The following is a 25,485-nucleotide window of genomic DNA, read 5'->3' on the forward strand; positions in this document are numbered from 1 at the left end:
GCCGGCATAGCCTCCAACGATGTTCCTGTCGTTCAGGACTGCTGGACCAGCCACAGGGTGCGATAGGGGGCGAGGCTCTCCTGACCCGCCCAGGGCACATTCTCCAGCAGGTCGAACCACTCCCCCTCGGCCAGCGCCGCCAGTGGCTGGCGCTGGTCGCTGACGTTATGGATCGCCAGCAGACGCCGGCCGCCCGCCAGCGGGCCACGCTGGAGCACCAGCAGCGCCGGCGGGGCTGGCAGCACTCGCTGGGGGGCATCGGGATGGAAGCAGGGCTCGGCGCGGCGGATGGCCAGGCGCCGCTTGAGCGCCAGGAAGACCTCCCGGGTGGGGGTATTGCGGCTGTCGAGCAGCTCGTCGAGCTCGTCCAGGTGCCAGCGGCGGCGGTTGATCGAACGCAGCCGGCCGCTGCGCTCCACGCCCTCCAGGTCGTTGAGGGTACCGGTCAGGCAGTGCAGGTAGAGCGCCGGGATGCCCTGCAGGGCCAGCATCAGGTGCTGGCTGCACAGGAAGCGCTCGATCTGCCAGGGATCACGGCCGCGCCGGGTGCCCTGCATGGCGTCGAACCAGGTGATGTTGATCTCGTAGGGTGCGTCCTCGCCGTCGGGGCGCTTGCGCATGCTGACGAAGCCGCCGAAGCGATGCATCAGCTCCAGCAGCGCCTCGATCTCATGGGGGGGGCAGCCAGCCCTCCAGGGGGCGCACGCCGATGCCGTCGTGGCTGGCGGTGAAGTTGAGATAGCTGCAGCCCGGGGGCAGTTCGGGCAGGCTCTCGAGCCAGCTGGCCAGCAGGCTGGCGTCGCCGCTGGTCAGGGTGTGCAGCAGCAGCGGCGGCAGCGAGAACTGGTAGACCAGATGCGCCTCGTCGGGCTCCCCGCCCTCTGCCAGCCGTTCTAGACCGAAGTAGCTGAGGTTCTCGTGGTGGGGCACGTTGGTCTCGGTGAGCAGCAGGGTGCTCGGAGCCACATGATCCACCACGGCGCGCAGCAGGCGCACCACCTCGTGGGTTTCGGGCAGGTGGATGCAGGGGGTGCCTACCCGCTTCCACAGGTAGGCGATGGCGTCGAGGCGGACGATGCGGGCGCCCTGGCCGAGGTAGAAAAGCAGGATGCCGATGAACTCCAGCAGCACGTCCGGGTTGGCGAAGTTCAGGTCGATCTGGTCCTCGGAGAAGGTCGCCCAGAGGTGGCGGGTGCCGCGGCGGGTGGGCACTGGTACCAGCAGCGGCGAGCTGCGCGGGCGCACCACCGCCGAGAGGTCGGTCTCCGGGTCCAGCTCGATGAAGTAGTCGCGGCCCGGCTGGCTGCCGGTCAGGTAGTCGACGAACCACAGCGACTCCCGCGACACATGGTTGAGCACCAGATCCACCGCCAGGTCGCGCCGCTCGGCCAGGGCACGCACCTGGGGCCAGTCGCCCAGCGCCGGGTCCACCTCCCGGTAGTGGATCACCGAGAAGCCGTCGTCGCTGCTCCAGGGGAAGAAGGGCAGCACATGCACGCCGCTGAAGGTGTCGGGCAGCCGGGTATCGAGGAAGTCTCCCAGCACCGCAAGGGGCGGGCGCTCGCCGTCGAGCAGGCTGTCGCCGTAGCTGATCAGCCACTGGTCGCGCTCGCTCCACAGCGGCACGCGGGTCTCGCCCGGGGAGGGGGCCGGCGGCGCCTGATGGGCCAGCAGCGTCGTAAGCCGGCGCAGCACCTCGTCGGCGCGGGGGCCGTACAGCATCGCCAGGTGCTCACGGGCGCGGCTCTGAAAGGCCGCGGCGTCGAGCGGCGTGGCCAGGGAGGGGGTGAAGGTCGGACGGTCGGGCATGGTCGGGCTCCTGTCGGATCGGGCATTGCCCGATCCATGCAGGGAGCGTGCCAGCGCTAACGATCCGGATCGAAGAGACTCATGCGTGCCATCACGCCGTCGCGACGGATCAGCCAGTGGTAGAGCGCACCGCTGATGTGCAGGGTGATCAGGCCGAGGATCACCCAGCCCAGCCAGCCGTGCCATTCGAACAGCCGCTCCGAGAGCGCCTCGTTCACCGGCACGATGCCGGGCAGGTGCCAGTGCAGGAACTGCACCGGAAAGTCGCCGCTGGCGGTGGCGGCCCAGCCCAGCATCGGCTGGGCCAGCAGCGCCAGGTAGAGGAGGTGGTGCACCGCGGTGCTTAGGATGCGCTGGAAGGGGTGCAGCGGCGGGTCATGGTCGGGCACCACATAGAGCAGCCGCGTCATCACCCGCAGGGTCATCAGCGCGAGCAGGGCCACGCCGAGGGACTTGTGGGAGGTGTAGAGAAAGTCGGTGCCGGCCCGGCCCAGGCGCTCCATGGCCCCTTCGAAGCCGAGAAACCCCAGGGTCAGGCCGCTGGCCAGCGACAGCAGCAGCACCGCGGCCACCAGCCAGTGCAGCACGCGGTGAGGGTAGGCGTAGCGGTCCGTCTCTGACAATTCCAACTCAGACATGGGGCGTCTCCCGGAATCGAGGTGGGGCACCGCTACAGCCTAGCCAAACTCAGCGTTGAGTGCGCTGCATGCGCCTGGCTTACACCACCTTCACACCTCCTGGTAGAGCTCACTGCCCTTCTGGCGGAACTTCTCCGCCTGTTCCTCCATGCCCTTCATCACCGCTTCCTGATCGCCATCGAGGCCGTTATCCCGAGCATAGTCTCGCACCTCCTGGCTGATCTTCATGGAGCAGAACTTCGGCCCGCACATGGAGCAGAAGTGGGCCACCTTGGCGGAGTCCTTGGGCAGGGTCTCGTCGTGGTACTCCCGGGCGGTGTCCGGGTCCAGCCCGAGGTTGAACTGGTCCTCCCAGCGGAACTCGAAGCGCGCCTTGGAGAGGGCGTTGTCGCGGCGCTGGGCGGCCGGGTGGCCCTTGGCGAGGTCCGCCGCATGGGCGGCGATCTTGTAGGTGATGATGCCGGTCTTGACGTCGTCCTTGTTGGGCAGGCCGAGGTGCTCCTTGGGCGTGACGTAGCAGAGCATGGCGCAGCCGAACCAGCCGATCATGGCCGCGCCGATACCGGAGGTGATGTGGTCGTAGCCCGGGGCGATGTCGGTGACCAGCGGGCCCAGGGTGTAGAAGGGCGCCTCGTCGCAGTACTCGAGCTGCTTGTCCATGTTCTCCTTCACGAGATGCATGGGCACGTGGCCGGGGCCTTCGATCATCACCTGGACGTCGTGCTTCCAGGCGATCCTGGTCAGCTCGCCCAGGGTCTTGAGCTCGGCCATCTGCGCCTCGTCGTTGGCGTCGGCCACCGAGCCGGGGCGCAGGCCGTCGCCCAGGGAGAAGGCCACGTCGTAACGCTTGCAGATCTCGCAGATCTCCTCGAAGTGCTCGTAGAGGAAGCTCTCACGGTGATGGTAGAGGCACCACTTGGCCATGATCGAGCCGCCCCGGGAGACGATGCCGGTGACCCGCTTGGCGGTGAGCGGCACGTAGCGCAGCAGCACGCCGGCGTGGATGGTGAAGTAGTCCACCCCCTGCTCGGCCTGCTCGATCAGGGTGTCGCGGAATACCTCCCAGGTGAGGTTCTCGGCCACGCCGTTGACCTTCTCCAGCGCCTGATAGATCGGCACGGTGCCGATGGGCACCGGCGAGTTGCGCAGGATCCACTCGCGGGTCTCATGGATGTTCTGCCCGGTTGAGAGGTCCATGATGGTGTCCGCGCCCCAGCGGATGCCCCAGGTCATCTTGTCTACCTCCTCCTCGATGGAGGAGGTCACCGCGGAGTTGCCGAGGTTGCCGTTGATCTTCACCAGGAAGTTGCGGCCGATGATCATCGGCTCCGATTCCGGATGGTTGATGTTGCAGGGAATGATCGCCCGGCCGGCAGCGACTTCTGCGCGCACGAACTCCGGGGTGATCTCCTCGGGCAGCCGGGCGCCGAAGCCCTGGCCCGGGTGCTGGTGGCCCAGGATGCGCTCCACCTCTTCGGTGCCTGAGTACTTCGCAGAGAGCGCCTGCCGCCTCTGGTTTTCCCGGATGGCGATGAACTCCATCTCCGGGGTAATGATGCCCTGGCGGGCGTAGTGCAGCTGGGTAACGTTCTTCCCTTCCTTCGCGCGCCGCGGCGTGCGGGTCAGGTCGAAGCGCAGCTGGGCGAGCGTCGGGTCGTTGGCGCGGCGCTTACCGTACTCGCTGGTGGGGCCGTCGAGCTGTTCCGTATCGCCGCGTGCCTCGATCCAGGCGCGGCGCAGCTCGGGCAGGCCGCGGCGCAGGTCGATCTCGGCATTCGGATCGGTATACGGGCCGGAAGTGTCGTAGACCAGCAGCGGCGGATTCTCCTCGTCGGCGCCGGAGGTCTTTGTCGGCGAGAGCGAGATCTCGCGGAAGGGCACGCGGATATCGGGGCGTGAGCCTTCCACATAGACCTTGCGCGAGCCGGGCAGGGGCTGGATGGCGGCCTCGTCGACCTTGGCGGTTTCGGCGAGGAAGTGGGCGGTCTTGCTCATGGCGTGAATCCTTGTCGTGGCTGTTGTTGTCGGGGGGAGTGGCCTTGGGTGTCAGGGGTGTGGTGGGGCGGCGGCGCTAGAGGGCGCGGTCCAGCCCCATCTGCCAGAAATCGATCTCGAGCCGGGTGGCGTCGCGGAACACCTGGGTGAGCTCGGCGAAGCGCGCCGGGGTGACGTCGGTCAGGCGGGCGTCGAGCCAGGCCTCCTCGGCGCGGCGGGCGGCCTGGAACTCCTCGCTCTCGTACATGGCGATCCAGGCGTCATAGGGGTTGGCATCGCCGCGGACCGTTTCGGCGCGGGCGTTGATCCAGTCGGCGATCTCGCCGTAGCCCACCAGGCAGGGGGCCAGGGCCACGTGCAGGTCGAGCAGGTCGCCGCGGTTGCCGGTATCCAGCACGTAGCGGGTATAGGCCATGGTGGCGCGGGCCTCGGGCAGCTCGGCCAGGGACGCTTCGGAGATGCCCCACTCGCGGCAGTAGCCCACGTGCAGCCCCAGCTCCAGGTCGACGATGGCCTTGAGCCCCTCATGGGCCTGACGCAGGTCGTCCAGGGTGCGGCTCTTGTAGGCGGCCAGGGCGTAGGCCCGGGCAAAGTGGATCAGAAACAGGTAGTCCTGCTTCAGGTAGTGGCGAAAGGCGCCCTCCTCGAGGGTGCCCTCGGCGAGACCGCGCACGAAGTCGTGTTCGATATAGGCGCGCCAGTCGTCCTGGCAGGCGGCGGTGAGGTCGCTGAAGCGGTAGCCCATCTTGCCTCCGATTGTCGGGTGACGATCCGGAGTGCGGGCGAGGGAGGGAGTGGGGCCTGGGGGGCGCGCTACACGGGGGTAGCCGGGGGAGGCCGCCGCTTGATTCCTACGCCGGTACTAACCGGATCAGGTTCAACGGGCCCCGCCGTGACGACCGCGCCGGTGTGGCGCACTGTCGTATAGCGATCTCAGCCGGTTCCACCGGCACCCCGTCAAGCGAAGGCCCACTCTAGCAGGCCCGGGGGCATTTGCCAGCCCCGAGGCTTATCGATGGTGGTAGAGCCAGCGCACGTCCACGGCGAAGGAGAGGGTGAGCCCCGCCAGGGCGGTGGCGGCCAGCCAGGTGGCGATCAGGCCGGGCGTGGCCGGCAGCAGAGCCAGCATCAGCGCCGCCACCTGCCACACGCAGACCGCCTTGCGGCGCAGGCTGTCCGGCAGCTCGCCGGCGAGCCAGGGCCAGCGCCAGCTCGCCGCCACGAAGGCGTAGCGCATGGCGCCAATGGCCAGCACCCAGGGGCCGACGCGCTCCAGCAGCAGCAGCGCCAGGCAGAGCATCAGGATGAAGAAGGCGTCGAGCTCCATGTCGAAGCGGGCCCCCACGGCGCTGGCGCTGCCGGTGCGTCGAGCCACCCAGCCATCCACGCCGTCCAGGGCCAGGGCGACCAGCGCCAGGGCGAAGAGCCACTCTCCGTGGGTGGCCAGCAGGGCCGGGTCGGCCAGGGTGCCGGCCAGCAGGGCCACCAGCACGCCTCGCGCCAGGGTGACCCGGTTGGCCGCGCCCAGCCCGCCCTGGCGCATGGGGCGGCGGCGCAGGGCGCGCCACAGCAGGGCCGCCATCCCCAGGTAGGTGGCGATGGCCAGCGGCGCTACCCATGACCCCACCAGCCCCAGCGAGGCCAGAAGCCCGAGCAGGGTGAGACCGCCCAGCGCCAGCTCCATGGCCAGGCGCCAAGGCCGCGTCGCCTCGGCGGGCCCTTGCGCAGGCGGGTGGGATGAGAGAGGAGAGGGCATCCGGGCTCCCTGATGGTTGTCGATCGCCGCTGTCGATGGCCGTTGTCGACGGCCATGGTGGCGAGGCATAGCCGCTATGCTGAACGCGATGGGCTCATGACCACCACACTAGCAGTCGGCACCGCCCTGGGCCGCCGGCAGCGATAAAATTGTTCATTTGCATGTTACTGTACCATTATTGTAGAAGTATTCGCCCGCCTCACCGCTGGAGCCGCCATGTCCGTCGACACCGCCACCGCCTTCTGGACCCTGGCCCCGGGTCACGGTGAACTGCGCGCGGAGCCGTTGCCCGCCGCCGGCGAGGGGGAGGTCCGGGTGAGGGCGCTGTTCGGCGGCATCAGCCGCGGCACCGAGGCGCTGGTCTTTCAGGGGCGGGTGCCCGAGAGCGAGCGGCAGCGCATGCGCGCCCCCTTCCAGGTCGGCGACTTCCCCTGGCCGGTGAAGTACGGCTATGTCAGCGTCGGGGTGGTCGAGGCAGGCCCCGCGGCGCTGCTGGGCCGGGAGGTGTTCTGCCTGCATCCCCACCAGGACCGCTACGTGGTGCCGGCCGCCGCCGTCACGCCGCTGCCGGCGGGTCTGCCCGCCGCCCGGGCGGTGCTCGCCGCCAACATGGAGACCGCGCTCAACGGCTGCTGGGACGCCGAGCCGCGCCTGGGCGACCGCATCGCGGTGATCGGTGCCGGCGTGGTGGGCGCCCTGGTGGCCTGGCTCTGCGCGGCGATTCCCGGCACCCGGGTATGTCTGGTGGACGTCTCGCCGGGGCGGGCCGAGCTCGCCCGCGCCCTGGGCGTCGATTTCTGCCTGGCCGGCGAGGCGCCGGGGGACAACGACCTGGTGATCCACGCCAGCGGCAACCCCGAGGGGCTGCGCCAGGCGCTGGCGCTGGCCGGCGATGAGGCGCGGGTGGTGGAGATGAGCTGGTACGGCGATCGCGAGGCGAGCCTGCCGCTGGGGGAGGCCTTCCATTCCCGGCGGCTCAAGCTGATCGGCAGCCAGGTGGGCCGCCTGCCCGCCGAGCGCATGCCGCGCTGGGGCCACGCCCGGCGCCTGGCGCTGGCGCTCGAGCTGCTGCGCGACCCTCGCCTCGACGCCCTGATCAGCGGCGAGAGCGATTTCTCCGAGCTGCCCGCCCTGATGCCTCGCCTGGCCGCCGGGGCCGGCGAGGTGCTCTGCCACCGGCTGCGCTATGCCTCGCCCGACCGATTCGACGCCGACGGATCCGAATCCGACCGACTGGAGCCCTGACATGTACCGACTCACCGTTCGCGACCACGTGATGATCGCCCACAGCTTTCGCGGCGAGGTCTTCGGGCCCGCCCAGCGGACCCACGGCGCCACCTACGTGGTGGACGTCACCTTCCAGCGCCGCGAGCTCGACGACCATGACCTGGTGGTGGACATCGGCCTGGCCAGCGAGGCGCTCAAGGCGGTGCTCGCCGAGTTCAACTTCCAGAACCTCGATGAACTGACGGAGTTCCAGGGCCGCAACACCACCACCGAGTTCATGGCCCGGGTGATCTTCGAGCGCCTGGCCACGGCGATCCAGCTGGGGCGGCTGGGGGAGGGCGCCGGCGGGCTCGAGGCGATGACCGTGACCCTCCACGAATCCCATATCGCCTGGGCCAGCTTCGAGGGCCCCCTGTGATGGCGAGCGCCACTCTGGCCCGGCCCGTGACGATGCCCGTCACGATGATCGTGGCCGGCGATCCCGGCCAGCTCACCGGTGGCTATCTCTATGACGCCCGCATCGCCGAAGCGCTCAGGGCCCGGGGCTGCCGCGTCGAGGTGGTGGGGCTCGAGGGGCGCTTTCCCGTGCCGGACGACCTGGCCCGGCGCAGCATGACCCGGGCGCTCGCGGCGCTGCCCGACGGTGCCCGGGTGGTCATCGACGGCCTCGCCATGGGCGGGCTTCCCGAGGTGATCGCCCGCCATGCGGATCGCCTGGCGATCATCGCCCTGGTCCACCATCCGCTGGCCGACGAGACCGGCCTGGACGAGGCGACCCGCCGCTCGCTGCTCGACAGCGAGACCCGCGCCCTGGCCCTGGCGCGTCGGGTGATCGTTACCAGCCGCTTCACCGCCCGGGGCCTTGGGCGTTTTGGCGTGGCGCCCGAGCGGCTCCGCGTGGTCGAGCCTGGCGTCGAGCCGGTGCCGCTGGCGGCCAGCGCCCTGGACCTCGAATCCCCCGGCCCCCGGCGCCTGCTCTGCGTGGCGACCCTGGTCCCGCGCAAGGGCCACGATGTCCTGCTCAAGGCGCTGGCCGGCCTCGGGGAACGCGACTGGACCCTGACGGCCATCGGCAGCGCCGAGCGCGATTCCGCTCATGCCGCCCGGCTTTACGAGGCCACTCGCCGATACGGCCTCGAGGGGCGCATCGACTGGGCCGGGGAGCGCAGCACCGCCGAGCTGGCCGCCGCCTACCACCGGGCGGAGCTCTTCGTGCTGCCCTCGCGCTACGAGGGCTACGGCATGGTGGTCACCGAGGCGCTCTCCCGCGGCCTGTCGGTGCTCACCACCACCGGCGGTGCCCTGGTCGACACCCTGCCACCGGGGGCCGGCCTGGCCGTGCCTCCGGATGATGCCGACGCCCTGGGTGCGGCCCTGGCCGCCTGGCTCGATGACGCCGCGCTGCGTTGCCGGCTGCGCCGCGGCGCCCGGGAGGCCCGCGGCCACCTGGGCGACTGGCAGCAGGCCGGCGACCGCTTCCTGGCGGCCCTGGAGGACGCTGCGGCTCCCACTCCCGCACCCACCCCCGACCCAACCGACGCCGGCCAGGCGCCCGAGGAGAGCCCGCCATGACGCTACCCGCCCCCGCCCGGTCCGACGCCGAGGCCACCCGCCCAGGCGAGCGCTTCAGCGCCGACTGGCTCTCCCGCCGCGAGGCGCTCGACGCCCGCTCGCGCAGCCGCTGCCTGACGGGCCTGGCCGCCGACTGGCTCGCCGGCCGGCCCGGAGCACACGACGGCGCGCATGGCATCCTCGATCTGGGATGCGGCAGCGGCAGCAACCTGCGCTTCCTCGCGCCGCGGCTGCCGGGGCCCCAGCGCTGGCGCCTGGTGGACCACGACCCGTCGCTGCTGGCGCTGGCCCGACGTCATGGCGCCACCCTGCGCGACCCCACCGGTGGCCGGCTGACCGTCGAGGCCAGCTGCCGCGACCTGGCGCCGGTGGAGGATGGCCTGCTCGAGGGCGGCGACCTGGTGGTGGCCTCGGCGCTCTTCGACTTGGTATCGCGCCCCTGGACCGAGGCGCTGGTGGCGGCCGCGGCCGTGCGCGGCCAGGCGCTGCTCTTCACGCTGAGCGTGGATGGCGACTGGGCCTTCCTGGATGCCGCTGGAGAGCGAATCGAGGATGAGGAGGACATAGCGGTACGGGCGCTCTTCCAGGCCCACCAGCGCCGCGACAAGGGGCTTGGCCCGGCGTTGGGCGGCGACGCCCCCGGCGTGCTGGCGGCGGCCATGACCGCGGCCGGCTACCGGGTGGAGAGCGCGGCCACCCCCTGGCACCTGGCCGCTGGGGAGGAGGCGCAGTGGCCCCTGGCCGAGCCGCTGGTACGGGGCTGGCATGACGCCGCCCTGGCCCAGGCCCCGGAAGAGCAGGCGCGTCTCGCTCGCTGGTGCGAGCGGCGGCTGGCCGGCCTCGCCGCCGGCGAGCTGGGGCTGGTCGTGGGGCATCGCGACCTGCTGGCGCTGCCGCCGCTGTCGGCCAGGGGCGCCTGAGCATGGCCCTTGCCCAACGAGCAGCCCGGCGAGCGCGACAACCCGCACGCCAGGGCCTGCTGCGCCCGCTGGTGGGGGTGGTACTGCTGGTCGGTCTCGTCGGGTGGCTGCAGCCGGGGGCGATCCTCGCCGAGGTGCAGCGGCTCTCGCCGGGCTGGGCCCTGCTGGCCCTGGCGCTGACCCTGCCGCCCCTCTTGCTGAGCGCCTGGCGCTGGCGGCTCACGGCTCGCCTGCTGGGGCTCTCGCTGGGGTTCCGCCGGGCTCTGCGGGAGTACTACCTGGCGCTCTTCCTCAACCAGGTGCTGCCGGGCGGGGTGGCCGGCGATGCCGCCCGGGCCTGGCGCCACTCCCGCGACAGCGGGCAGCGCGGCGGCGCCTGGCGGGCGGTGATCATCGAGCGCGCCTCCGGCCAGCTCGCCATGGCGCTGCTGACCCTGGCCGTGCTGGCCGCCTCGCCGCTCTGGCATGAGCTGCTGGGCCGCGCCTTCAGGAGTGCGGCCGCGTCGACCTGGCTGCCGGCCGGGGGCGCCGCCCTGCTGCTGATGGTTCTGGTGGTCTGGCAGCTGGCCAGGCGCCCGCCGGCGGCCCTGGTGGGCCTCGGCGGTGATCTCAGGCGCAGCCTGCTGGCGGCCTCGGTGTGGCCCAGGCAGCTCGCCGGGTCGCTGTTGGTGGTGGTGAGCTACGCCCTGGTGTTCGTCTGTGTCGCCCGGGCGATCGGCGTCCAGCTGCCGCTTGCCACCCTGCTGGCGCTGGTGCCGCCGGTGCTGCTGGCGATGCTGATCCCGATCACGCTCGCCGGCTGGGGGGTGCGCGAGGGAGCCGCCGCCCTGGTGTGGGGGCTTGCAGGGCTGCCGCCGGCCCAGGGGGTGGCGATCTCCATGGCCTACGGAATCATCGTGCTGCTGGCGAGTCTGCCCGGCGGCCTGGTGCTGCTGCATCGGGCGCTTCGCGTCGTGCCGGGGCACACCGGCAGCGAGCCGATGGCTCAGGGGGCCGGGGCGTCGAGCACGAGATCGAAGAGGGTGTCGTCACCGCAGCGGAAGGTCCGCGACGCGGGGCGGCGCGCCTCGTGGAGGGTGGCGATGGGCGTCATGACCAGCCCCGGTCGGCCGGAGCCGATCAGCAGCGGGGCCACCAGCAGGTGCAGGCGATGGAGCACGCCGGCCTCGAGGAAGCGCGACACCGTGATGCCTCCGCCTTCGATCAGCACCCTGGCGAGGCCCCGCTCGGCCAGGACGTCGAGCACCGCCCGCGGGGCGAAGCCGCCCTCGACCAGCGGCAGCGCCAGACGCTCCACATGCGCCCCCGACGGGCCTTCCGGAGGCGCCCCCTCGCCGTGCAGGTGCAGGGTCGGCGCCACGGGGTCGCGCAGCAGGCGGCGGTCCGGCGTTACCCGGCCGCGGGGGTCGAGGATCACCCGCACCGGGTGGGGCCCGGTCACATGGCGCACCGTGAGCAGGGGATCGTCCTCGCTGGCGGTGCCGGCGCCGACCACCACGGCGTCCACCAGGGCGCGCAGCCGGTGCAGGTGCACCAGGCTCTGCGGGCCGTTGACGTAGTGGGAGTGGCCGCTCTCGGTGGCGATGCGCCCGTCCAGGCTCTGCCCGAGCTGGGCGATGGCCAGCCGGCCGGGCCGGGCGGCCAGCGGGGCCAGGCAGTCGAGCAGTTCGCGGGCCTCTGGCGCGACGGGGCGCGCGGCCTGCCAGCCGGCCGCCGAGAGGCGCAGGTCGGATGCCTGCGCGGGCGGCTCGCGGTCGGGGTGAGCGGCATGCACGAGGGCCTGCCAGGCCTCCTCCAGGGAGAGCGTCGAATCGGTGGCGCCCATGGGGCCTCCTGCCGGGGAGCTGACCACCATCATGCGCAGATCTTGGGCGCGACGCCAAGCGCATCGAAACCACCAGGAGAGAGCGATGCATCAGGTTGAACGGGCCATCTTCGATTTACGACGGGGGCTGCCGGTGCTGCTGGTGGCCGGTGAGTCCAGGGTGCTGGTCCAGGCCCTCGAGGGGGCCGCCGAGGCGGCCGTCGCGCGGCTGGGCGAGCTTGCCGGCACTTCCCCGGCGCTGGTGCTCAGCCGGCATCGTCTGGCGACCCTCGGCGCGGGGAAGGGCGGCACGGCGGCGCGGCTGCCGCTGCCGGCCGGGCGGGTGCGTCGGCGCCTCGAGTGCCTGGCCTACGGGGCCACGCCGGCGGCGAGCCTCGGCGAGGCGGGGCTGGACGAGTGCCGTTCGGCCCTGGAGGCAGCGGAGCCGGCCGATCTGGCGGCCCTGGCGTTGATGCGCCGGGCGCTGCTGATCCCCTCGGCCCTGGTGGCGCGGGTCGCCGAATCCCAGAGCAAGGCGGTGAAAGCGGCGGTGGCCGACGGCACCCTGCTGACGGTGAAGGCCGAGCAGGCGGCGCGCTGCCTGGACGGGGCCGGCGGGCTGCTGCGCCGGGTCAGCGAGGCCAGGATCCCCCTGGCCGATGCCGACGAGTGCCGCTTCATCCTGTTTCGCGAGCCCGACGGGCTGCGCGAGCACGTGGCGGTGGTGATCGGCGACCCGCCCCTCGAGGCGCCGGAGGCGGCCGTGCCGCTGCGCCTGCACTCCGCCTGCCTTACCGGCGACCTGTTCGGCAGCCTGCGCTGCGACTGCGGCGAGCAGCTGCGCAACGCCGTGGCCGAGATCGAGGCCCTGGGCGGCGGGGTGCTGCTCTACCTGGCCCAGGAGGGGCGCGGGATCGGCCTGGCCAACAAGCTGCGCGCCTACACCCTCCAGGACAGTGGGCTCGACACCCTGGATGCCGACCAGGTGCTCGGCTTCGGCGAGGACGAGCGGCGCTACGGCGTGGCGGTGGACATGCTCGACGCCCTGGGCATCCGCCGCGTGCAGCTGATGACCAACAACCCCCTGAAGATGGCGGCCCTGGCCCAGGGCGGCATCGAGGTGGTGGAGCGCCAGGCGCTCTACGGCAGCCTCAACGACCACAACCACCGCTACCTGAGCGCCAAGGCCGACCGTGCCGGCCACCTGCTCGACGAGGTGTTCCGGGCGCGACGCTGAGGCGACGAACCGGCGCCGTCAGGGCCCGCCGTGGGATCGCTCGAGGCGCATCGTGCGGGTCTCCTCGAGGATCCGGGCGATGCGCGAGGCGTAGTGGTCGGTCAGGCGCGCGCCCAGTTCGGCGCTGCCGAGGTGGGCGTTGCCGACGACGCCCTCCGGATGCAGGTCCTCGGCCAGCCAGGCGAAGGCCGCTTCCCCCTCCGGGCCCAGCAGCTGGCCCTCCTCCGCCATGGCCTGGCCCCGGGAGATCGGGTGGTCCAGGTGCGCCAGGCGCACCTTGTGCGGCGCCAGGTGGCGCATCAGGGCGGTTTCCAGCGCACCGCCGTGCAGCCCGTGGCGTAGTTCCTCGGCGGGCAGCGTCGCGTCCGGGAGGTCATCCGGCAGCGGCATGCGCATGTAGTGAACCTTGACCACCAGCAGGCCGTGGCGGCGGCGCAGCCGCAGGGCGGCCAGGTCCATCACCGCCTTGTTGCCGCCGTGGCTGTTGAGCCATACCAGTCGCTGGAACCCGGCCCGGGCCACGGCATCGCCGTGGGCCTCCAGGGTGGCGATGGCGAGCTCCGGCGAGAGGCTCAGGGTGCCGCCAAAGCTCAGGTGCTCGTCGCTGGCGCCCACCGCCAGGGTCGGCAGCTGCACCAGCGGGAAGCCCGCCGGCAGCCGCGCGAGGGCGGCGGCCAGCAGCCCCTCGCCGATGTCGAGGTCGGTGGAGAGCGGCAGGTGGGCGCCGTGCTGCTCGATGGCACCGAGCACCATCACCGCCACGCTCGCCTCGGGCAGCTCGGCGAGTTCGGGGGGCGTCAGGTCCTGCCAGCGCGGAAAGTCCTTTGGGGCCTGGGCGGGGGAGGAGCTCATGGGGTCGTCTCCGCGGTCGAGGTATCCGGGGGCGTGGTGGCGTTCGGGGTGTCCAGCCGCGCGTAGAGGTCGCCTGAAGGGAGGCCGTCGGCGCCCTGCGCGAGCCACCCGAGGGTGGCGTCCGCCGTTCGCCACTCGGGCCAGCGGAACTGACGGCGCTCTCCCTCGATGGCGTTGAAGCGATAGTCGCCCAGCGCGGCCAGGCGTGTCACGCAGCGCTCGGCCACCTCCAGGGCGCCGGCCACGAACTCCACCGAGACCCCCTCGATGGGCCGGGAGAGCCCCGCCAGCACCTCGGCCTCGAAGCCCTCCACGTCGATCTTGCAGAAGCGCGGGGTGCCGTGCTCGGCGATCAGCGCGTCCAGGGTGGTCACCGCGACCCGCCGGCGGCTCTCCCAGCGCACGTTCTGGAAGCCGGGGTTGCGCGCCCCGATGGTGGTACGCCACTCATGAGCCAGGGTGGAGACCGTGGGGTTGGCTTCGCTCACCGCGAGCTCTGCCTCACCGGGTTCGGCCCCGGCGGCCTGGGGCAGCAGGATGACCCCGGCCCGACCGCCCACCAGCCGCGCCAGCCAGCGGAAGAGCCCGGGCTGGGGCTCCAGGGCCACCACCCGGGCACCCAGCGCCTGGAAGGCGGCGGTGCGATCGCCGAGATGGGCGCCCACGTCGAAGGCCAGGTCGCCGGGGCCGACGAAGTCGGCGTAGAGGCGACGCAGCGCGCGCTGTCGCCCGGGGCGCCAGTAGATCAGCAGCGAGCGGGCAATGCCGGCGCCCTGGCGCAGGCGGGCCGGCGAGAGTAGAGCCGTCATCGAGGTTCCCTATGCAGGAGTTGGGTGGGCATCTCTCCGGGACATTCGGGAGGCGGTGGCCGTAGGGCCGGCGTGTCGGCCTCGGCTGCGTCGTTGGCGGCGAGGTCGCGACGTTCTTCCAGCAGCTCGGCATGGGCCTGGGGCTCCGGGGTGCGCAGCAGGCCCCGTCTCGCCAGCCAGTCGGCCGCCCGGCGGCTGCCGCTCAAGCGCACCAGCAGCGGCGACAGGGCCAGCCCCACCCAGACCGGGGCCAGCCAGGCGACCAGCATCGGCACCTGCCAGTGGACAAGGGCGATCCACAGCCCCCCGAGCAGGGCGAAGGGCGCGGTGTGGCGCAGCGCCTCCCGCCAGAGCACACGGCGCCCCTCGCGGGCCTGGGCGCCCCACTCCACGCTGGTGCCGGTCAGCACGCCGATCACGAAGGCGCTGTGGAAGGCCATCATGATCGGCGCCAGCAGGATGGCGGCAAGGCTCTCCAGCAGGGCACTGGCGCAGAGGCGCGCTCGCCCGCCGTAGCCGGCGGCGCGTCGCCCCAGGGCCAGCAGCAGCCCGAGCCCCTTGGGCAGCAGCAGCAGGGTGGCGGTCATCGCCAGCAGGGCGGCGATCAGCTCGGGGCGCGCCCGGGGCCAGAAGGGGAAGAGCTGCTCGCCTGGGCCGAAGTAGGCGGGCTCGCTGCGGGCGATCAGCACCGCATCCAGGCTGCCGGCGAGCAGGATGGCGAGCCACAGCAGCGAGGAGACGAAGGCGGTGGCGCCGAGCAGGAAGTGCAGCCGGCTCAGGCCGTGCAGGCCCGGCGCCGCCAGCAGGCGCAGGTGCTGCAGGTTGCCCTGGGTCCAGCGCCGGTCGCGGCGGGCATAGTCGAGCAGGTTGCCGGGCATCTCCTCGAAGCTGCCCGTCAGCCGGGTCTCGAGCTGCACCTCCCAGCCGGCGCGACGCAGCAGGGCGGCCTCCACGAAGTCGTGGCTCAAGATCTCGCCGCCCAGCGGCGGGCGGCCGGGCAGGGGCGGCAGGCCGGCGTGGTCCATGAAGGCGCGCAGGCGCAGGATGGCGTTGTGCCCCCAGTAGTTGGCGGCGTCGCCCTGCCAGGCGCTCTGGCCGGCGGCCAGCATGGGGGCATAGAGGCTGGCGGCGAACTGGGCCAGGCGGCCGAACAGGGTGTGCTGGCGCACCGGCAGCGGCACCGTCTGGATCAGCGCCACCCCGGGGCGGGCCTGCATGGCCCGCACCAGCTCCAGCAGCGTCTCGCCGTCCATGCGGCTGTCTGCATCCAGCACCACCATGAAGTCGAAGGCCGCCCCCCCAGCGGCGGCAGAACTCGGCGAGGTTGCCCGCCTTGCGCCCGGCGTTGTCGGCGCGGCGCCGATAGTGCACGGCCAGGCGCCCTTCGAGGCGCCGCTGAAGGGCGGCCATGGCGCGGGCCTCCGCCACGGCGATGGCCGGGTCGGTGGTGTCGCTGAGCACGAAGAGCGTGAAGTGGTGCGCCTCGCCGGTGGCGATGAGCGATTCGGCGGTGGCCGAGAGGGCAGCGTCCACCTGCTCGGGCGACTCGTTGTGGATCGGCATGGCCAGCACGGTGCGCCGGGTGATCGGCAGCTGACGCTCGTCGGCGACCCGGGGCCGGCGGGCCAGGGTCAGGGGGTCGCGGTCGGCGAGCAGCAGCAGAAAACCGGCCACGGAGCTCCAGAAGCCCACGGCGACCCAGGCGAAGGTGAGGGTGAAGAGCGCAAGGATGCCCCCGCGCAGCGGCGTGATGCCGCCGGGCGAGAGGATGTGCCACATGAGCCCCGTGCCGACGAGGGTGGTGAGCAGCGCCAGGCCGCCCAGCAGTGCCCGGCGCAGTGCCAGCCCCGGGAGCCGGGCGCCGGCGTGGCGGCCGCGGCGGCCGCGGCGGGCGGCTAGGCTAGCGCCGCTCGTCGGGGTGCCAGACATGGTTCCAGGTCTCGCTGATCACCTCGTCGCGCAGGCGGAGCCGCAGGCGCAGGTCGCTGGACTGCTGGCCGTCGGGGTTGAGGCGGAAGGAGGCGCGCCAGCCGCGGCCGTCCGGCAGCGGGCGTGTCTGCAGGTGGTGGATCTCGCCGCGGCTCGCCGTGAGCTCGGCCTCCACCGGCTGGTCGGGGGAGAGGTTCTCGAGCTCGCCGCCGGCGAAGTCCACCATGAAGTGGCGTCGGCTGCGCGGCGGCGGGCTGGGATCGCCGGGCACGCCGCCCCAGCCCTGGCGGGTGCGGATGACCCGGGCCGGTGCCGCCGCGGCGGGCTCGGCGCCGAAGGTGTGGGTGCGGTAGCGCAGCTCGCGGCGCTCGCCGGCGCGCAGGGGCGTATCGCTGACCCAGAAGGCGACGATGTTGTCGTGGGTCTCGTCCGGCGCGGGGATCTCGATGAGCTGCACGCGCCCCGCCCCCCAGGGGACGAGCGGTTCCACCCACTGGCTGGGGCGGCGATCGTAGCGGGCCTCGAGGTCCAGGTAGCGGTCGAAGTTTCGCTCCCGCTGGGCCAGGCCGAAGCCACCGGGGTCGCGGTCGAGCAGCGAGGAGACGCGCAGCGAGCGCGGGTTGGTGAGCGGACGCCAGATCCATTCGCCGCTCCCGGTGTGTACCAGCAGGCCGTCGGAGTCGTGCACCGCCGGGCGGTGGTCGTCCACGGCCCGGGGGGTGGTGTCGCCGTGGGCGAACATGCTGGTCAGCGGCGCCACGCCGAGCCGCTCCACGTCGCGGCGGGCGAACAGCCGGGCGGTCACCTCCACCTGGATGTCACGCCCCGGGGCGATCTCGAAGCGGTAGGCGCCGGCCAGCGAGGGGCTGTCGAGCAGGGCGAGAACCGTCATGCGGGTGGCCTCCGGGGCCGGCCGCACCAGCCAGAACTCGCGGAAGGCCGGGAACTCCTCGCCCCGGGGCAGGGCGGTGTCGATGGCCAGGCCCCTGGCGGAGAGGCCATAGCCCTGGCCGCGGCCCACCAGGCGGAAGTAGGAGGCGCCGAGGAACACCGCGAACTCGTCCTGGTAGTCGGCCCGGTTGAGGGGGAAGTGCAGCCGGAAGCCGGCGTGGCCGGCGCCGGAGAGGTCCCGCTCCGGCAGGGCGGCGGCGGCGTCGTCGTAGCGGAAGCGGGCGGGGTCGAAGTTCAGCGCGGTCACCTCGCCATCCTCCACCGTATGCAGGTGGACCGGGGCCTCGAACAGGAAGCCGGTGTGGAAGAGCTGCACCGAGAAGAGGCCCTCGTCGGCCCAGAGGGCGGCCTCCGGGCGGAAGCGGATCTGTCGATAGGTGTCGTAGTCGAGATCGCGCAGCGCCTCGGGCAGCTCGCCCGTGCCGGGGTCGTGGGGTCGGCCGGCCAGCGCCTCGGCCTGTTCGGTGATGCTGTCGAACAGGGCATCGACCTCGCCGGGGGCGGTCTCGGCGGCGGCTGGCAAGGCTGATGAGAGTGTCAGCAGCAGCGCCATGGCCAGGCACGCCGTCAGGCGAGGGTTTCGTCTCAGGGGCATCGCGTCTCTCCCGGGCTTCCTGGCTCGTTCTCGCAGACTCGCTCCTGCACAACAGTGTCGTCGCGGAGGGGGGATACTGCACGTGTGGCGGAGTGGATCCTTGTGAGACAATCCTTGTACATGGTAAGTCATGCGTACACAATTTTCTCGTGCGCTACCCTATAACGATAACCCCACCCTCGAGGATCCCCCCGCGATGCTGCGACTGCTGGGCCTTGCCGTCCTGCTCAACCTGCTGCTGCTGCTGCCCCTGTGGCTGCGCTTCGGGGAGATCGCCACCCGCTGGGTCGCCCTGGAGGCGCTGCTGCTGGCGGCCCTGCTGGTGGTGCTGCCGGCCGGTCGACTGGGCTGGCTGCGCCCGCTCTTGACCGTCGTCGTGATGGTGGCGGTGCTCGCCGGCCTCGGCGATGCGGCCACCCACCTGGCCCTCGGCCGTTCGCTGAACCTCTATCTGGACCTGCCGCTGCTGCGTTCGGTGTTTCACCTGCTGGAGGGCAACCTGGGCACCGGGATGGCCTGGGCCACCACCCTGGCGGCCCTGCTGCTTGTCGGCCTGGTTGGCTGGGCGCTGAATCGAGCACTGCGTGCCGGACAGCGGCAGGCGACGGGCGGGGCGGTGTCGCTGATCGCGCTCCTGCTGCTTCTGGCCAGTACTACCCTGATGGCGGCCCAGTGGCATCATCAGCGCTGGCTGCCCGTGGCCCGGGCGCCGGCCATGGATACCCTGCGCTTCCAGGGCCAGCAGCTGGTGGAGACGCGCCGCGCCCATCGCGACTTCGCCGCGCGCATGGCGGCGTCGCCCACCCGGGCCACCGCGCTGCCGGGGCTTGCCGGGCGTGATGTGCTGCTGGTCTTCGTGGAGTCCTATGGCGAGTCTTCGGTGTTCGATCCACGCTTCAGCGAGGTGACCCTCCCGCGGCTGGCGGCCATGGAGGCGCGCCTGGCAGAGGCAGGGCTTGTGATGGCCACGGGGCTGCTGGACGCGCCGATCCGCGGCGGACAGTCCTGGCTCGCCCATGCCAGCACCCTGAGCGGCCTGAGGATCGACAACTCGCTCTGGTACCGGCTGATGCTGGCAAGCGAGCGGCCGACCCTGGTGGACGACTTCCGGGCCAGTGGGCATCGCACCCTGACGGTGATGCCCGCCATCACCCTGGCCTGGCCGGAGGGCGAGGCCTACGGCTTCGACGAGATCCACGCCGCCGCCGACATCGACTACTCCGGGCCGCCCCTCAACTGGGTGACCATGCCCGACCAGTTCACCCTGCACCACTTCGAGCAGCGCATCCGCGCCCCGGCCGAGGCGCCGCTGTTTGCCCAGGTCGCCCTGATCTCGAGCCACGCGCCCTGGACGCCGATCCTGCCGGTGCTCGACGACTGGGACGCGGTGGGGGACGGCAGCATCTTCTATCAGTGGGAGGACGCCGGCATCCCGCCGGACGAGCTGTGGCAGGATCTCGAGCGGGTGCGCGAGCACTATGCGCACTCGGTGGACTACGCCCTGGAGGTCAGCGCCCGCTGGGCGGCGGACGCGCTCGGCGACGAGGCCCTGCTGATCCTGCTGGGCGACCACCAGGCCGCCCCCCTGATCATCGGTGACGAGGCGGGCTTCGGGGTGCCGGTGCATGTGATCAGCGCAGACGCTTCCCTGCTTGCCCCCTTCCTGGCGCGGGGCTTCGAGCCCGGCATGATGCCGGCGCCGGGCCCTGCCGAGCACGGCCTGGAGGCCCTGCGCGGCTGGCTGCATGAGGACTTTGGCGAATGATGACTCCCGTGATCCTGGCCGGCGGCAACGGCGTGCGGCTCTGGCCGCTGTCGCGCCGGGCGCGGCCCAAGCAGTTCCTCGCCCTCGAGGAGGAGGGCAGCCTGCTGGCCCGCACCCTCGCTCGCCTGGAGGGGCTCGCGCTGGCGCCGCCCATCGTCATCTGCCACGAGGCGCATCGCTTCCTGGCCGCCGAGCAGCTGCGCCGGGCCGGCGTGGAGGGGGCGACCCTGCTGCTCGAACCCGAGGGGCGCGGCACCGCCCCGGCCATCGCCCTGGCGGCCCTGCTGGCCCATGGCGAGGGGCGCGAGGGGCCGCTGCTGGTGCTCCCCTCGGACCACCACCTGGGCGACGAGACCGCCTTCCACGAGGCGGTGGCCCGCGCCGTCGACCTGGCCGAGGCGGGCTACCTGACCACCTTCGGGGTGGTGCCGACCCGCGCCGAGACCGGCTTCGGCTACCTGCAGGCGGGTGACCCCCTGGGCGGGAAAGGCTTCGCGGTGGCGCGCTTCGTGGAGAAGCCCGACGCGGCGCGGGCCGAGCAATTCCTGGCCGCCGGCGACTACTACTGGAACAGCGGCATCTTCGTGATGCGCCCGACGGACGCCCTGGCGGCCCTGGCCACCCACGCCCCGATGATCCTCGCGGCGTGCCGCGAGGCCCTGGCGGGCGCCACCACCGACCTGGACTTCCTGCGTCCCGCCGAGGCGGCCTTCCTGGCCTGCCCGGCGGATTCCATCGACGTGGCGGTGATGGAGCGCACCGACCGGGCGGCCATGGTGCCGCTGGAGGCGGGCTGGAGCGACATCGGCTCCTGGCAGGCGCTGTGGGAGGTGCTGCCCCGCGATGGTGACGGCAACGCCCTGCATGGCGACGTCGTCTGCGAGGCGAGCCGGGGGCTTCTGGTTCACGCCGAGTCGCGGCTGGTGGCGACCCTGGGGGTGTCGGACCTGGTGGTCGTCGAGACCCGTGACGCCGTGCTGGTGGCCGATCGCGCCAGCAGCCAGGCCCTGCGCGGCCTGGTCGATCGCCTCGAGGCCGCGGGCCGCCCGGAGACCCGCCAGAGCGCCACGGTCTTCCGCCCCTGGGGGCACTACGAGACGCTGGACGCCGGCGAGCGCCACCAGGTCAAGCACATCACGGTGAAGCCCGGCGCCCGGCTGTCGCGCCAGCTCCACCACCATCGCGCCGAGCACTGGATCGTGGTCAGCGGCACCGCCCGGGTGACCCTGGACGACCAGACCTTCCTGGTGGGGGAGAACGAGTCGACCTTCATCCCCGTGGGCCGGGTGCACTGCCTGGAGAACCCCGGGCTGATTCCCCTGGAGCTGATCGAGGTGCAGTCCGGCAGCTACCTGGGCGAGGACGACATCGTGCGCCTGGACGACCGCTACGGGCGGGAGTGACGAGCGGGGGGAGGGACCAGACGCTCAGTAGAGCCGGAACTCCTGATGGCGGGGGTGGCCCTGCTGCTCCTCGACCACCTTGCGGTAGCGCTTGTACTCCCACTGGTACTGAGCCGGGTCCAGGGCGATGGCGGCTTCCACGCAGGCGTTGACGCCGGTGGCGGATTCGGCCTCGTCCGGGGAGTAGACCCGCGTGTCGGCGGGGAGGAAGTGGAGCTCGAAGCCGCGGCCGGGGATGCGCCGGGCGACCCCGGTCACCACCCGCGCCTCGGTGCGCGCCACCAGCTTGGGCAGCAGGGTGGCGGTGTAGGCGGGACGGCCGAAGAAGGGGGCGAAGACGCCGCTGCCCCAGTCGGGCTCCTGGTCCGGCAGGATGCCGATCGCCTCGGAGCGCTTGAGCGCCTTGAGCAGGGCGGCGACGCCCCTGGGGTTGGTGGGCACCAGGCTCGCCCCCATGCGCTCGCGCCCGGCGCGGGTCACGGCGTCTAGCTCGGCGATCTTCGGCGGCTCGTACATGGCGGTGAAGGGGAAGTGGCTGGAGAGCCAGAAGTTGAGCACCTCCCAGTTGCCGAAGTGCGGCGCCAGCACGATCACCCCGCGGCCCTCGGCGCGGGCCTCGTCGAGCAGCTCGCGGCCGTGCACGGCCTGGATCGAGGCCTCGACCCTCTCGGGGTCGCCCATCCAGGCGAAGCCGAGCTCCAGCATGGTGGCGGTGGAGTGGGTCAGGCTTTCCCGGGCCAGGCGGCGGCGCTCGGCGGTGCTGCGCGCCGGGTAGACCTCGCCCAGGTTGATCTCGGTGACCTCGCGCTCGCGGCGGCTGAAGCTGTGCACCAGGGGGCCTGCGAGGCGCGACAGGCACCACAGGGTGGCCAGCCTGCGGCCGGCCAGGCTCTTCCACAGCCCGGCGATGGCGCGGGCCTGACGGGGACTGGACTGGGAGCGGGAGTCGGCCATGGGTGCGTCGCCTAGAACAGCCAGGTGTCCACGTTGTCCGGCGCGCGCTTCTCCTGCAGGCCGCGGAAGCCCTTCACACAGCGTACGATCAGCCACACCGCCAGGGCGATCAGCAGCGGGATGCCGATGGCCACCAGCACCAGAATGGAGGCGATGGTGGCGTAGAGCAGGCCGATCCAGAAGGTGCGGATCTGGTAGCGGTAGTGCTCGTCGAGCCACCCCGGTCCCTTGCCGCGGTAGACGTAGGCGATCACCACGCCGATCACCGAGGTGAAGCCCACCACGAAGCTGACCAGGTAGAGGGCATAGACCACCATGGGCATGGTGGTGTCGGGGGGCTCGCGCCGTTCGATGATCACATTGTCGTTCTGGACTTGGTCTTGTCGGGGCCTGTCACTTTGGAAATTGTCGCTCATGGGGCGTCCCTGGCCGTGGAATCGAATCTCGGGGCGTCATGATACCGACCGGCAGACGCATTGCCAGCGCCGGCCGGGGAGCTCAGCCCTCGGCGGCCTCGGTGGCCGCCTGGCGCAGCGGGCGGCTGATCTCGATCAGGTTGCCGTCCGGGTCGCGCAGGTAGACCGACTCCAGCAGGCCGGTGGCGCCCTGGCGCTCGACCGGGCCGAGCTCCACCTCCACCTCCAGCGCCTCCAGGTGGCGGGCCACCTCGTCCAGAGGCAGCAGGCTGCGCAGGCAGATATCGATGCTGCCGGGGGTGGGGGTCGCTGCCCTGGGCTCGATATCGGTGGCGGTCCAGTGCAGGCGCAGGGCCAGGTCGCCGAGGATCAGGTCGACGCGCTCGCGGTCGCGATAGCGCACCTCCAGCCCCAGCACCCGGGAGTAGAAGTCCACGGCGCGGGAAATGTCGGTCACGGTGATGACCAGATGATCCAGACCTGACAGCATTCACATCTCCTTGGTCTTGTCCTGGAGTGGCAAGAACGTTCTGGCACAGAGGATACGACGATGCCGACCTGCCCGCTATGCGCATCTGGCGACGCGGCCTTCTACCATCGCGATGCGCGGCGCGAGTACCACCAGTGCCGGCGCTGCGCGCTGGTGTTCGTGCCGCCGGCCTTCCGGCTTGGCCCTGAGGAGGAACGGGCGGTCTATGACCAGCACGAGAATTCCCCGGAGGACCCCGGCTACCGGCGCTTCCTGTCGCGCCTCGCCGACCCGCTGCGCGAGCGCCTCGCCCCCGGCGCCCGGGGGCTCGACTTCGGCGCCGGCCCCGGGCCGACCCTCTCGGTGATGTTCGAGGAGGCGGGTCATCCCATGGCGGTCTACGACCCTTTCTACGCCCCCGACCCCCGGGTGTTCGAACAGGCCTACGACTTTATTACCGCCACCGAGGTGGTCGAGCACCTCTTCGCACCGGGGGAGGAGCTTGCGCGCCTGGCACAACGCCTGCGTCCCGGCGGCTGGCTGGGGCTGATGACCAAGCGGGCCACCGATCGCGAGGCGTTCGCCCGCTGGCACTACATCCTCGACCCGACTCACGTGGCCTTCTTCAGCGAGACGACCTTTCGGTGGCTTGCCGATGAGCTCGGCATGAGCGTGGAATTTCCCGCCGCCGACGTGGTGCTGCTGCAGAAGCCCTGAGGCGTGAGGTGGGGGAGGGGGTGTGGCGGATGATATTGCCAAACTGGGGGGAGCTGGCAGAAGAAAATTCCGCCTTGCTGATGCCGGGTCGGGAAAGCGATTGACTCGCCGCCAATCGGGCGTATGATTCGCGCGCTTCGATACCCTGCCGGCGCTTCAGGCGCCGCTTCCGGCCCGCCGGACAGGCGATATGTCCCGTTTTCTGCCACTCTTTCCGTCTTTCCTTTCGCTGTGAGGCATGCAATGTCGCGGCAACTGCTGACCATGGCCCTGGCGCCGCTGCTCGGTCTCTTCATCCTCGGCATCGGTAACGGCTTCCTGGCCACCGTGATCACCCTGCGCCTGGATGCCGCGGGCGAGTCGGCGGTGGTGATCGGCTGGGTCTCCTCGGCCTACTTCATCGGCCTGGCCCTGGGCGCCATGCTCAACGACCGCCTGCTGTTGCGCATCGGCCATATCCGCGCCTATGGAAGCTTCGCCTCCCTGGTGGCGGTCACGGTGCTGCTGCAGGGGCTGGTGGACCACCCCTGGGCCTGGTTCGTGCTGCGCTTCATCGGCGGCTGGGCCACGGTGGGGGTCTTCCTGGTGATCGAGAGCTGGCTCTTGACCGCCGGCGACCAGAAGGTGCGTGGACGACTGCTGGCGCTCTACATGATCTCGCTCTATGCCGCCGGGGTGCTCGGCCAGCTGCTGCTGGGCGTCACCGAGGCCATGGGCGGGGCGGCCTCCTTCATGGTGATCGGCATGCTGGCCTCGCTCTCGGTGCTGCCCATGGCGATGATCCCGCGGGTCACGCCGCTGATCGAGAAGGCCGAACCGCTGCCGCCCCATCGCCTGATCACCCTGACCCCCACCGGGGTGATGGGCAGCTTCGGGTCGGGGCTGGCGGTGGCCGCGGTCTATGCGCTGCTGCCGCTCTACCTGCAGCGCGTCGGCCTGTCGGTGGACCGGGTCGGTCAGATGATGGCGGTGGTGATCCTCGGGGCCCTGCTGCTGCAGTACCCGGTGGGGCGCTGGTCGGACCGCCATGATCGCCAGATCGTGCTGATCGCCATCGGTGGCTTCTGTGCGCTGATCTCGGCGGCGATCCTGTGGCTGCCGATGTCCACCTGGCTGCTGGCGGGGCTGCTGTTCCTGCTCGGCGGCGGGGTCTTCTCGCTCTATCCGGTGGCGGTGGGCCACGCCGCCGACCGGGCGCCCGCCGGTGCCCTGGTGCGCATGAGCCAGGGTCTGCTGCTGATCAACGCCATCGGCTCGGCGATCAGCCCGCCGCTGATCTCGCCGGTGATGGCCGCCCTGGGCGATGCCGGGCTGTTCTGGAGCTTCGGCGCCCTGGGCCTGTTCCTGGTGGCCTTCTTCGGCTGGCGGCGCAGCGTACGCCCGGCGCCGGTGCCGGTGGCGCCCTTCCATGCGACCACGCCGATGTCCGCCGCAGGGGCCGAGCTGGTGGTCACCGAGGAGCTGTTGCAGGGGGCCGCCGAGCACGAGCACATGGAGGACCTCTCCGGGGCGGTCCCCGAAGTGGACGTGGCCGAGCCTCTGGTCGGCCCGCCGCCGGCCGACGAGTCCCATGTGGCCTACTTCGACGAGGCCGAGGCCAGGCAGGGGAGCGAGCCCACCCAGGAGGAGCTGCCCGGCCTCGAGCCGCTGCCCTCCCGTAGCTGAGG

At 71.8% G+C, this 25,485-nt stretch carries 22 protein-coding genes, 2 pseudogenes and 1 riboswitch; of the genes and pseudogenes, 11 read left to right on the forward strand and 13 right to left on the reverse strand.

Annotated features, from left to right (window positions below; all coding sequences use genetic code 11):
* Positions 1–32: 32 nt before the first annotated feature.
* The 5 genes and pseudogenes from HIR79_RS06695 to HIR79_RS06715 all read right to left on the reverse strand — a co-directional run bounded on the left by HIR79_RS06695 (position 33) and on the right by HIR79_RS06715 (position 6,198).
* Positions 33–1,809 (reverse strand): annotated as a pseudogene (locus HIR79_RS06695) (sugar phosphorylase).
* Positions 1,810–1,865: 56 nt separating this feature from the next.
* Complete coding sequence (locus HIR79_RS06700) at positions 1,866–2,447, reverse strand: cytochrome b (RefSeq protein WP_249322276.1); 582 nt, start codon at positions 2,445–2,447, stop codon at positions 1,866–1,868.
* Positions 2,448–2,537: 90 nt separating this feature from the next.
* Entirely contained in the window at positions 2,538–4,442 is a 1,905-nt protein-coding gene (gene thiC / locus HIR79_RS06705) for a phosphomethylpyrimidine synthase ThiC (protein WP_169957736.1), read from the reverse strand.
* 76 nt (positions 4,443–4,518) lie between these two features.
* Positions 4,519–5,187 carry a thiaminase II gene (gene tenA, locus HIR79_RS06710; protein ID WP_169957737.1) on the reverse strand — a complete coding sequence of 223 codons (669 nt, stop codon included), beginning with the start codon at positions 5,185–5,187 and terminating at the stop codon, positions 4,519–4,521.
* 86 nt (positions 5,188–5,273) lie between these two features.
* Positions 5,274–5,409: riboswitch (TPP riboswitch) on the reverse strand.
* Between the two features lie 42 nt (positions 5,410–5,451).
* Positions 5,452–6,198, reverse strand: a complete 747-nt coding sequence (locus HIR79_RS06715) for a CDP-alcohol phosphatidyltransferase family protein (protein ID WP_169957738.1) — start codon at positions 6,196–6,198, stop codon at positions 5,452–5,454.
* Between the two features lie 216 nt (positions 6,199–6,414).
* On the opposite strand from HIR79_RS06715, the gene HIR79_RS06720 reads away from it, so the two are divergent.
* The 5 genes and pseudogenes from HIR79_RS06720 to HIR79_RS18785 all read left to right on the forward strand — a co-directional run.
* Positions 6,415–7,443: a zinc-dependent alcohol dehydrogenase gene (locus HIR79_RS06720; protein ID WP_169957739.1), complete on the forward strand. Its 1,029-nt coding sequence runs from the start codon at positions 6,415–6,417 to the stop codon at positions 7,441–7,443.
* 1 nt (position 7,444) lies between these two features.
* On the forward strand, positions 7,445–7,843 hold the full coding sequence (locus tag HIR79_RS06725) for a 6-pyruvoyl trahydropterin synthase family protein (RefSeq protein WP_169957740.1): 399 nt from the start codon (positions 7,445–7,447) through the stop codon (positions 7,841–7,843).
* A gap of 32 nt (positions 7,844–7,875) precedes the next feature.
* Positions 7,876–8,997 carry a glycosyltransferase family 4 protein gene (locus HIR79_RS06730; protein ID WP_169957741.1) on the forward strand — a complete coding sequence of 374 codons (1,122 nt, stop codon included), beginning with the start codon at positions 7,876–7,878 and terminating at the stop codon, positions 8,995–8,997.
* Positions 8,994–9,917, forward strand: a complete 924-nt coding sequence (locus HIR79_RS06735) for a class I SAM-dependent methyltransferase (RefSeq protein WP_169957742.1) — start codon at positions 8,994–8,996, stop codon at positions 9,915–9,917. Before HIR79_RS06730 ends, HIR79_RS06735 begins: the two co-directional genes overlap by 4 nt.
* 2 nt (positions 9,918–9,919) lie before the next feature.
* A pseudogene (locus HIR79_RS18785) lies at positions 9,920–10,771 on the forward strand (lysylphosphatidylglycerol synthase transmembrane domain-containing protein); the annotation flags it as partial.
* 131 nt (positions 10,772–10,902) lie between these two features.
* Here the strand turns inward: HIR79_RS18785 and HIR79_RS06745 are convergent.
* Positions 10,903–11,742 carry a RibD family protein gene (locus HIR79_RS06745; protein WP_169957743.1) on the reverse strand — a complete coding sequence of 280 codons (840 nt, stop codon included), beginning with the start codon at positions 11,740–11,742 and terminating at the stop codon, positions 10,903–10,905.
* 85 nt (positions 11,743–11,827) lie between these two features.
* Here HIR79_RS06745 and HIR79_RS06750 point away from each other — a divergent pair, with 85 nt between their 5' ends.
* Positions 11,828–12,958: a GTP cyclohydrolase II gene (locus HIR79_RS06750; RefSeq protein ID WP_169957744.1), complete on the forward strand. Its 1,131-nt coding sequence runs from the start codon at positions 11,828–11,830 to the stop codon at positions 12,956–12,958.
* A gap of 18 nt (positions 12,959–12,976) precedes the next feature.
* On the opposite strand, the gene HIR79_RS06755 is transcribed toward HIR79_RS06750, so the two are convergent.
* The 3 genes from HIR79_RS06755 to mdoH are packed head-to-tail and all read right to left on the reverse strand — an operon-like array spanning position 12,977 to position 15,899.
* Complete coding sequence (locus tag HIR79_RS06755) at positions 12,977–13,810, reverse strand: creatininase family protein (protein WP_169957745.1); 834 nt, start codon at positions 13,808–13,810, stop codon at positions 12,977–12,979.
* The gene (locus HIR79_RS06760; RefSeq protein ID WP_169957746.1) at positions 13,807–14,619 is read right to left on the reverse strand and encodes an FkbM family methyltransferase; all 813 of its coding nucleotides are present in this window, start codon (positions 14,617–14,619) and stop codon (positions 13,807–13,809) included. The genes HIR79_RS06755 and HIR79_RS06760 overlap by 4 nt, the downstream gene beginning before the upstream one ends.
* Positions 14,616–15,899, reverse strand: coding sequence for a glucans biosynthesis glucosyltransferase MdoH (gene mdoH, locus HIR79_RS06765; RefSeq protein WP_169957747.1), 1,284 nt, complete (start codon positions 15,897–15,899; stop codon positions 14,616–14,618). Before mdoH ends, HIR79_RS06760 begins: the two co-directional genes overlap by 4 nt.
* Between mdoH and HIR79_RS06770 the strand changes: the two genes are divergently transcribed.
* Entirely contained in the window at positions 15,898–16,518 is a 621-nt protein-coding gene (locus HIR79_RS06770) for a hypothetical protein (RefSeq protein ID WP_169957748.1), read from the forward strand. The genes mdoH and HIR79_RS06770 overlap by 2 nt on opposite strands.
* A 1-nt stretch (position 16,519) precedes the next feature.
* Here the strand turns inward: HIR79_RS06770 and HIR79_RS06775 are convergent, their stop codons facing one another.
* On the reverse strand, positions 16,520–18,094 hold the full coding sequence (locus HIR79_RS06775; protein WP_249322278.1) for an OpgD/OpgG family glucan biosynthesis protein: 1,575 nt from the start codon (positions 18,092–18,094) through the stop codon (positions 16,520–16,522).
* A 196-nt stretch (positions 18,095–18,290) separates the two neighbouring features.
* Between HIR79_RS06775 and HIR79_RS06780 the strand changes: the two genes are divergently transcribed.
* Together HIR79_RS06780 and HIR79_RS06785 are read left to right on the forward strand one after the other, a co-directional pair.
* Positions 18,291–19,859, forward strand: a complete 1,569-nt coding sequence (locus HIR79_RS06780) for an alkaline phosphatase family protein (RefSeq protein WP_169957749.1) — start codon at positions 18,291–18,293, stop codon at positions 19,857–19,859.
* Positions 19,856–21,262, forward strand: coding sequence for a mannose-1-phosphate guanylyltransferase/mannose-6-phosphate isomerase (locus HIR79_RS06785; protein ID WP_169957750.1), 1,407 nt, complete (start codon positions 19,856–19,858; stop codon positions 21,260–21,262). The genes HIR79_RS06780 and HIR79_RS06785 overlap by 4 nt, the downstream gene beginning before the upstream one ends.
* Before the next feature lie 24 nt (positions 21,263–21,286).
* On the opposite strand, the gene HIR79_RS06790 is transcribed toward HIR79_RS06785, so the two are convergent.
* The 3 genes from HIR79_RS06790 to HIR79_RS06800 form a co-directional block, all read right to left on the reverse strand.
* A complete protein-coding gene (locus tag HIR79_RS06790; protein WP_169957751.1) occupies positions 21,287–22,216 on the reverse strand; it encodes a lysophospholipid acyltransferase family protein in 930 nt (309 codons plus the stop codon).
* Between the two features lie 11 nt (positions 22,217–22,227).
* Entirely contained in the window at positions 22,228–22,632 is a 405-nt protein-coding gene (locus HIR79_RS06795; protein WP_110068315.1) for a DUF4870 family protein, read from the reverse strand.
* 82 nt (positions 22,633–22,714) lie between these two features.
* Positions 22,715–23,122 (reverse strand): VOC family protein, encoded by a 408-nt coding sequence (locus tag HIR79_RS06800; protein ID WP_110068314.1) that lies wholly within the window; start codon positions 23,120–23,122, stop codon positions 22,715–22,717.
* 60 nt (positions 23,123–23,182) lie between these two features.
* Between HIR79_RS06800 and HIR79_RS06805 the strand changes: the two genes are divergently transcribed.
* Together HIR79_RS06805 and HIR79_RS06810 are read left to right on the forward strand one after the other, a co-directional pair.
* On the forward strand, positions 23,183–23,818 hold the full coding sequence (locus HIR79_RS06805; protein WP_169957752.1) for a class I SAM-dependent methyltransferase: 636 nt from the start codon (positions 23,183–23,185) through the stop codon (positions 23,816–23,818).
* Between the two features lie 243 nt (positions 23,819–24,061).
* On the forward strand, positions 24,062–25,483 hold the full coding sequence (locus HIR79_RS06810; RefSeq protein WP_169957753.1) for an MFS transporter: 1,422 nt from the start codon (positions 24,062–24,064) through the stop codon (positions 25,481–25,483).
* Positions 25,484–25,485 lie beyond the last annotated feature (2 nt).

It is taken from the genome of Halomonas sp. PGE1 (genome assembly GCF_013000985.1).
GTDB lineage: Bacteria > Pseudomonadota > Gammaproteobacteria > Pseudomonadales > Halomonadaceae > Halomonas > Halomonas alkalicola.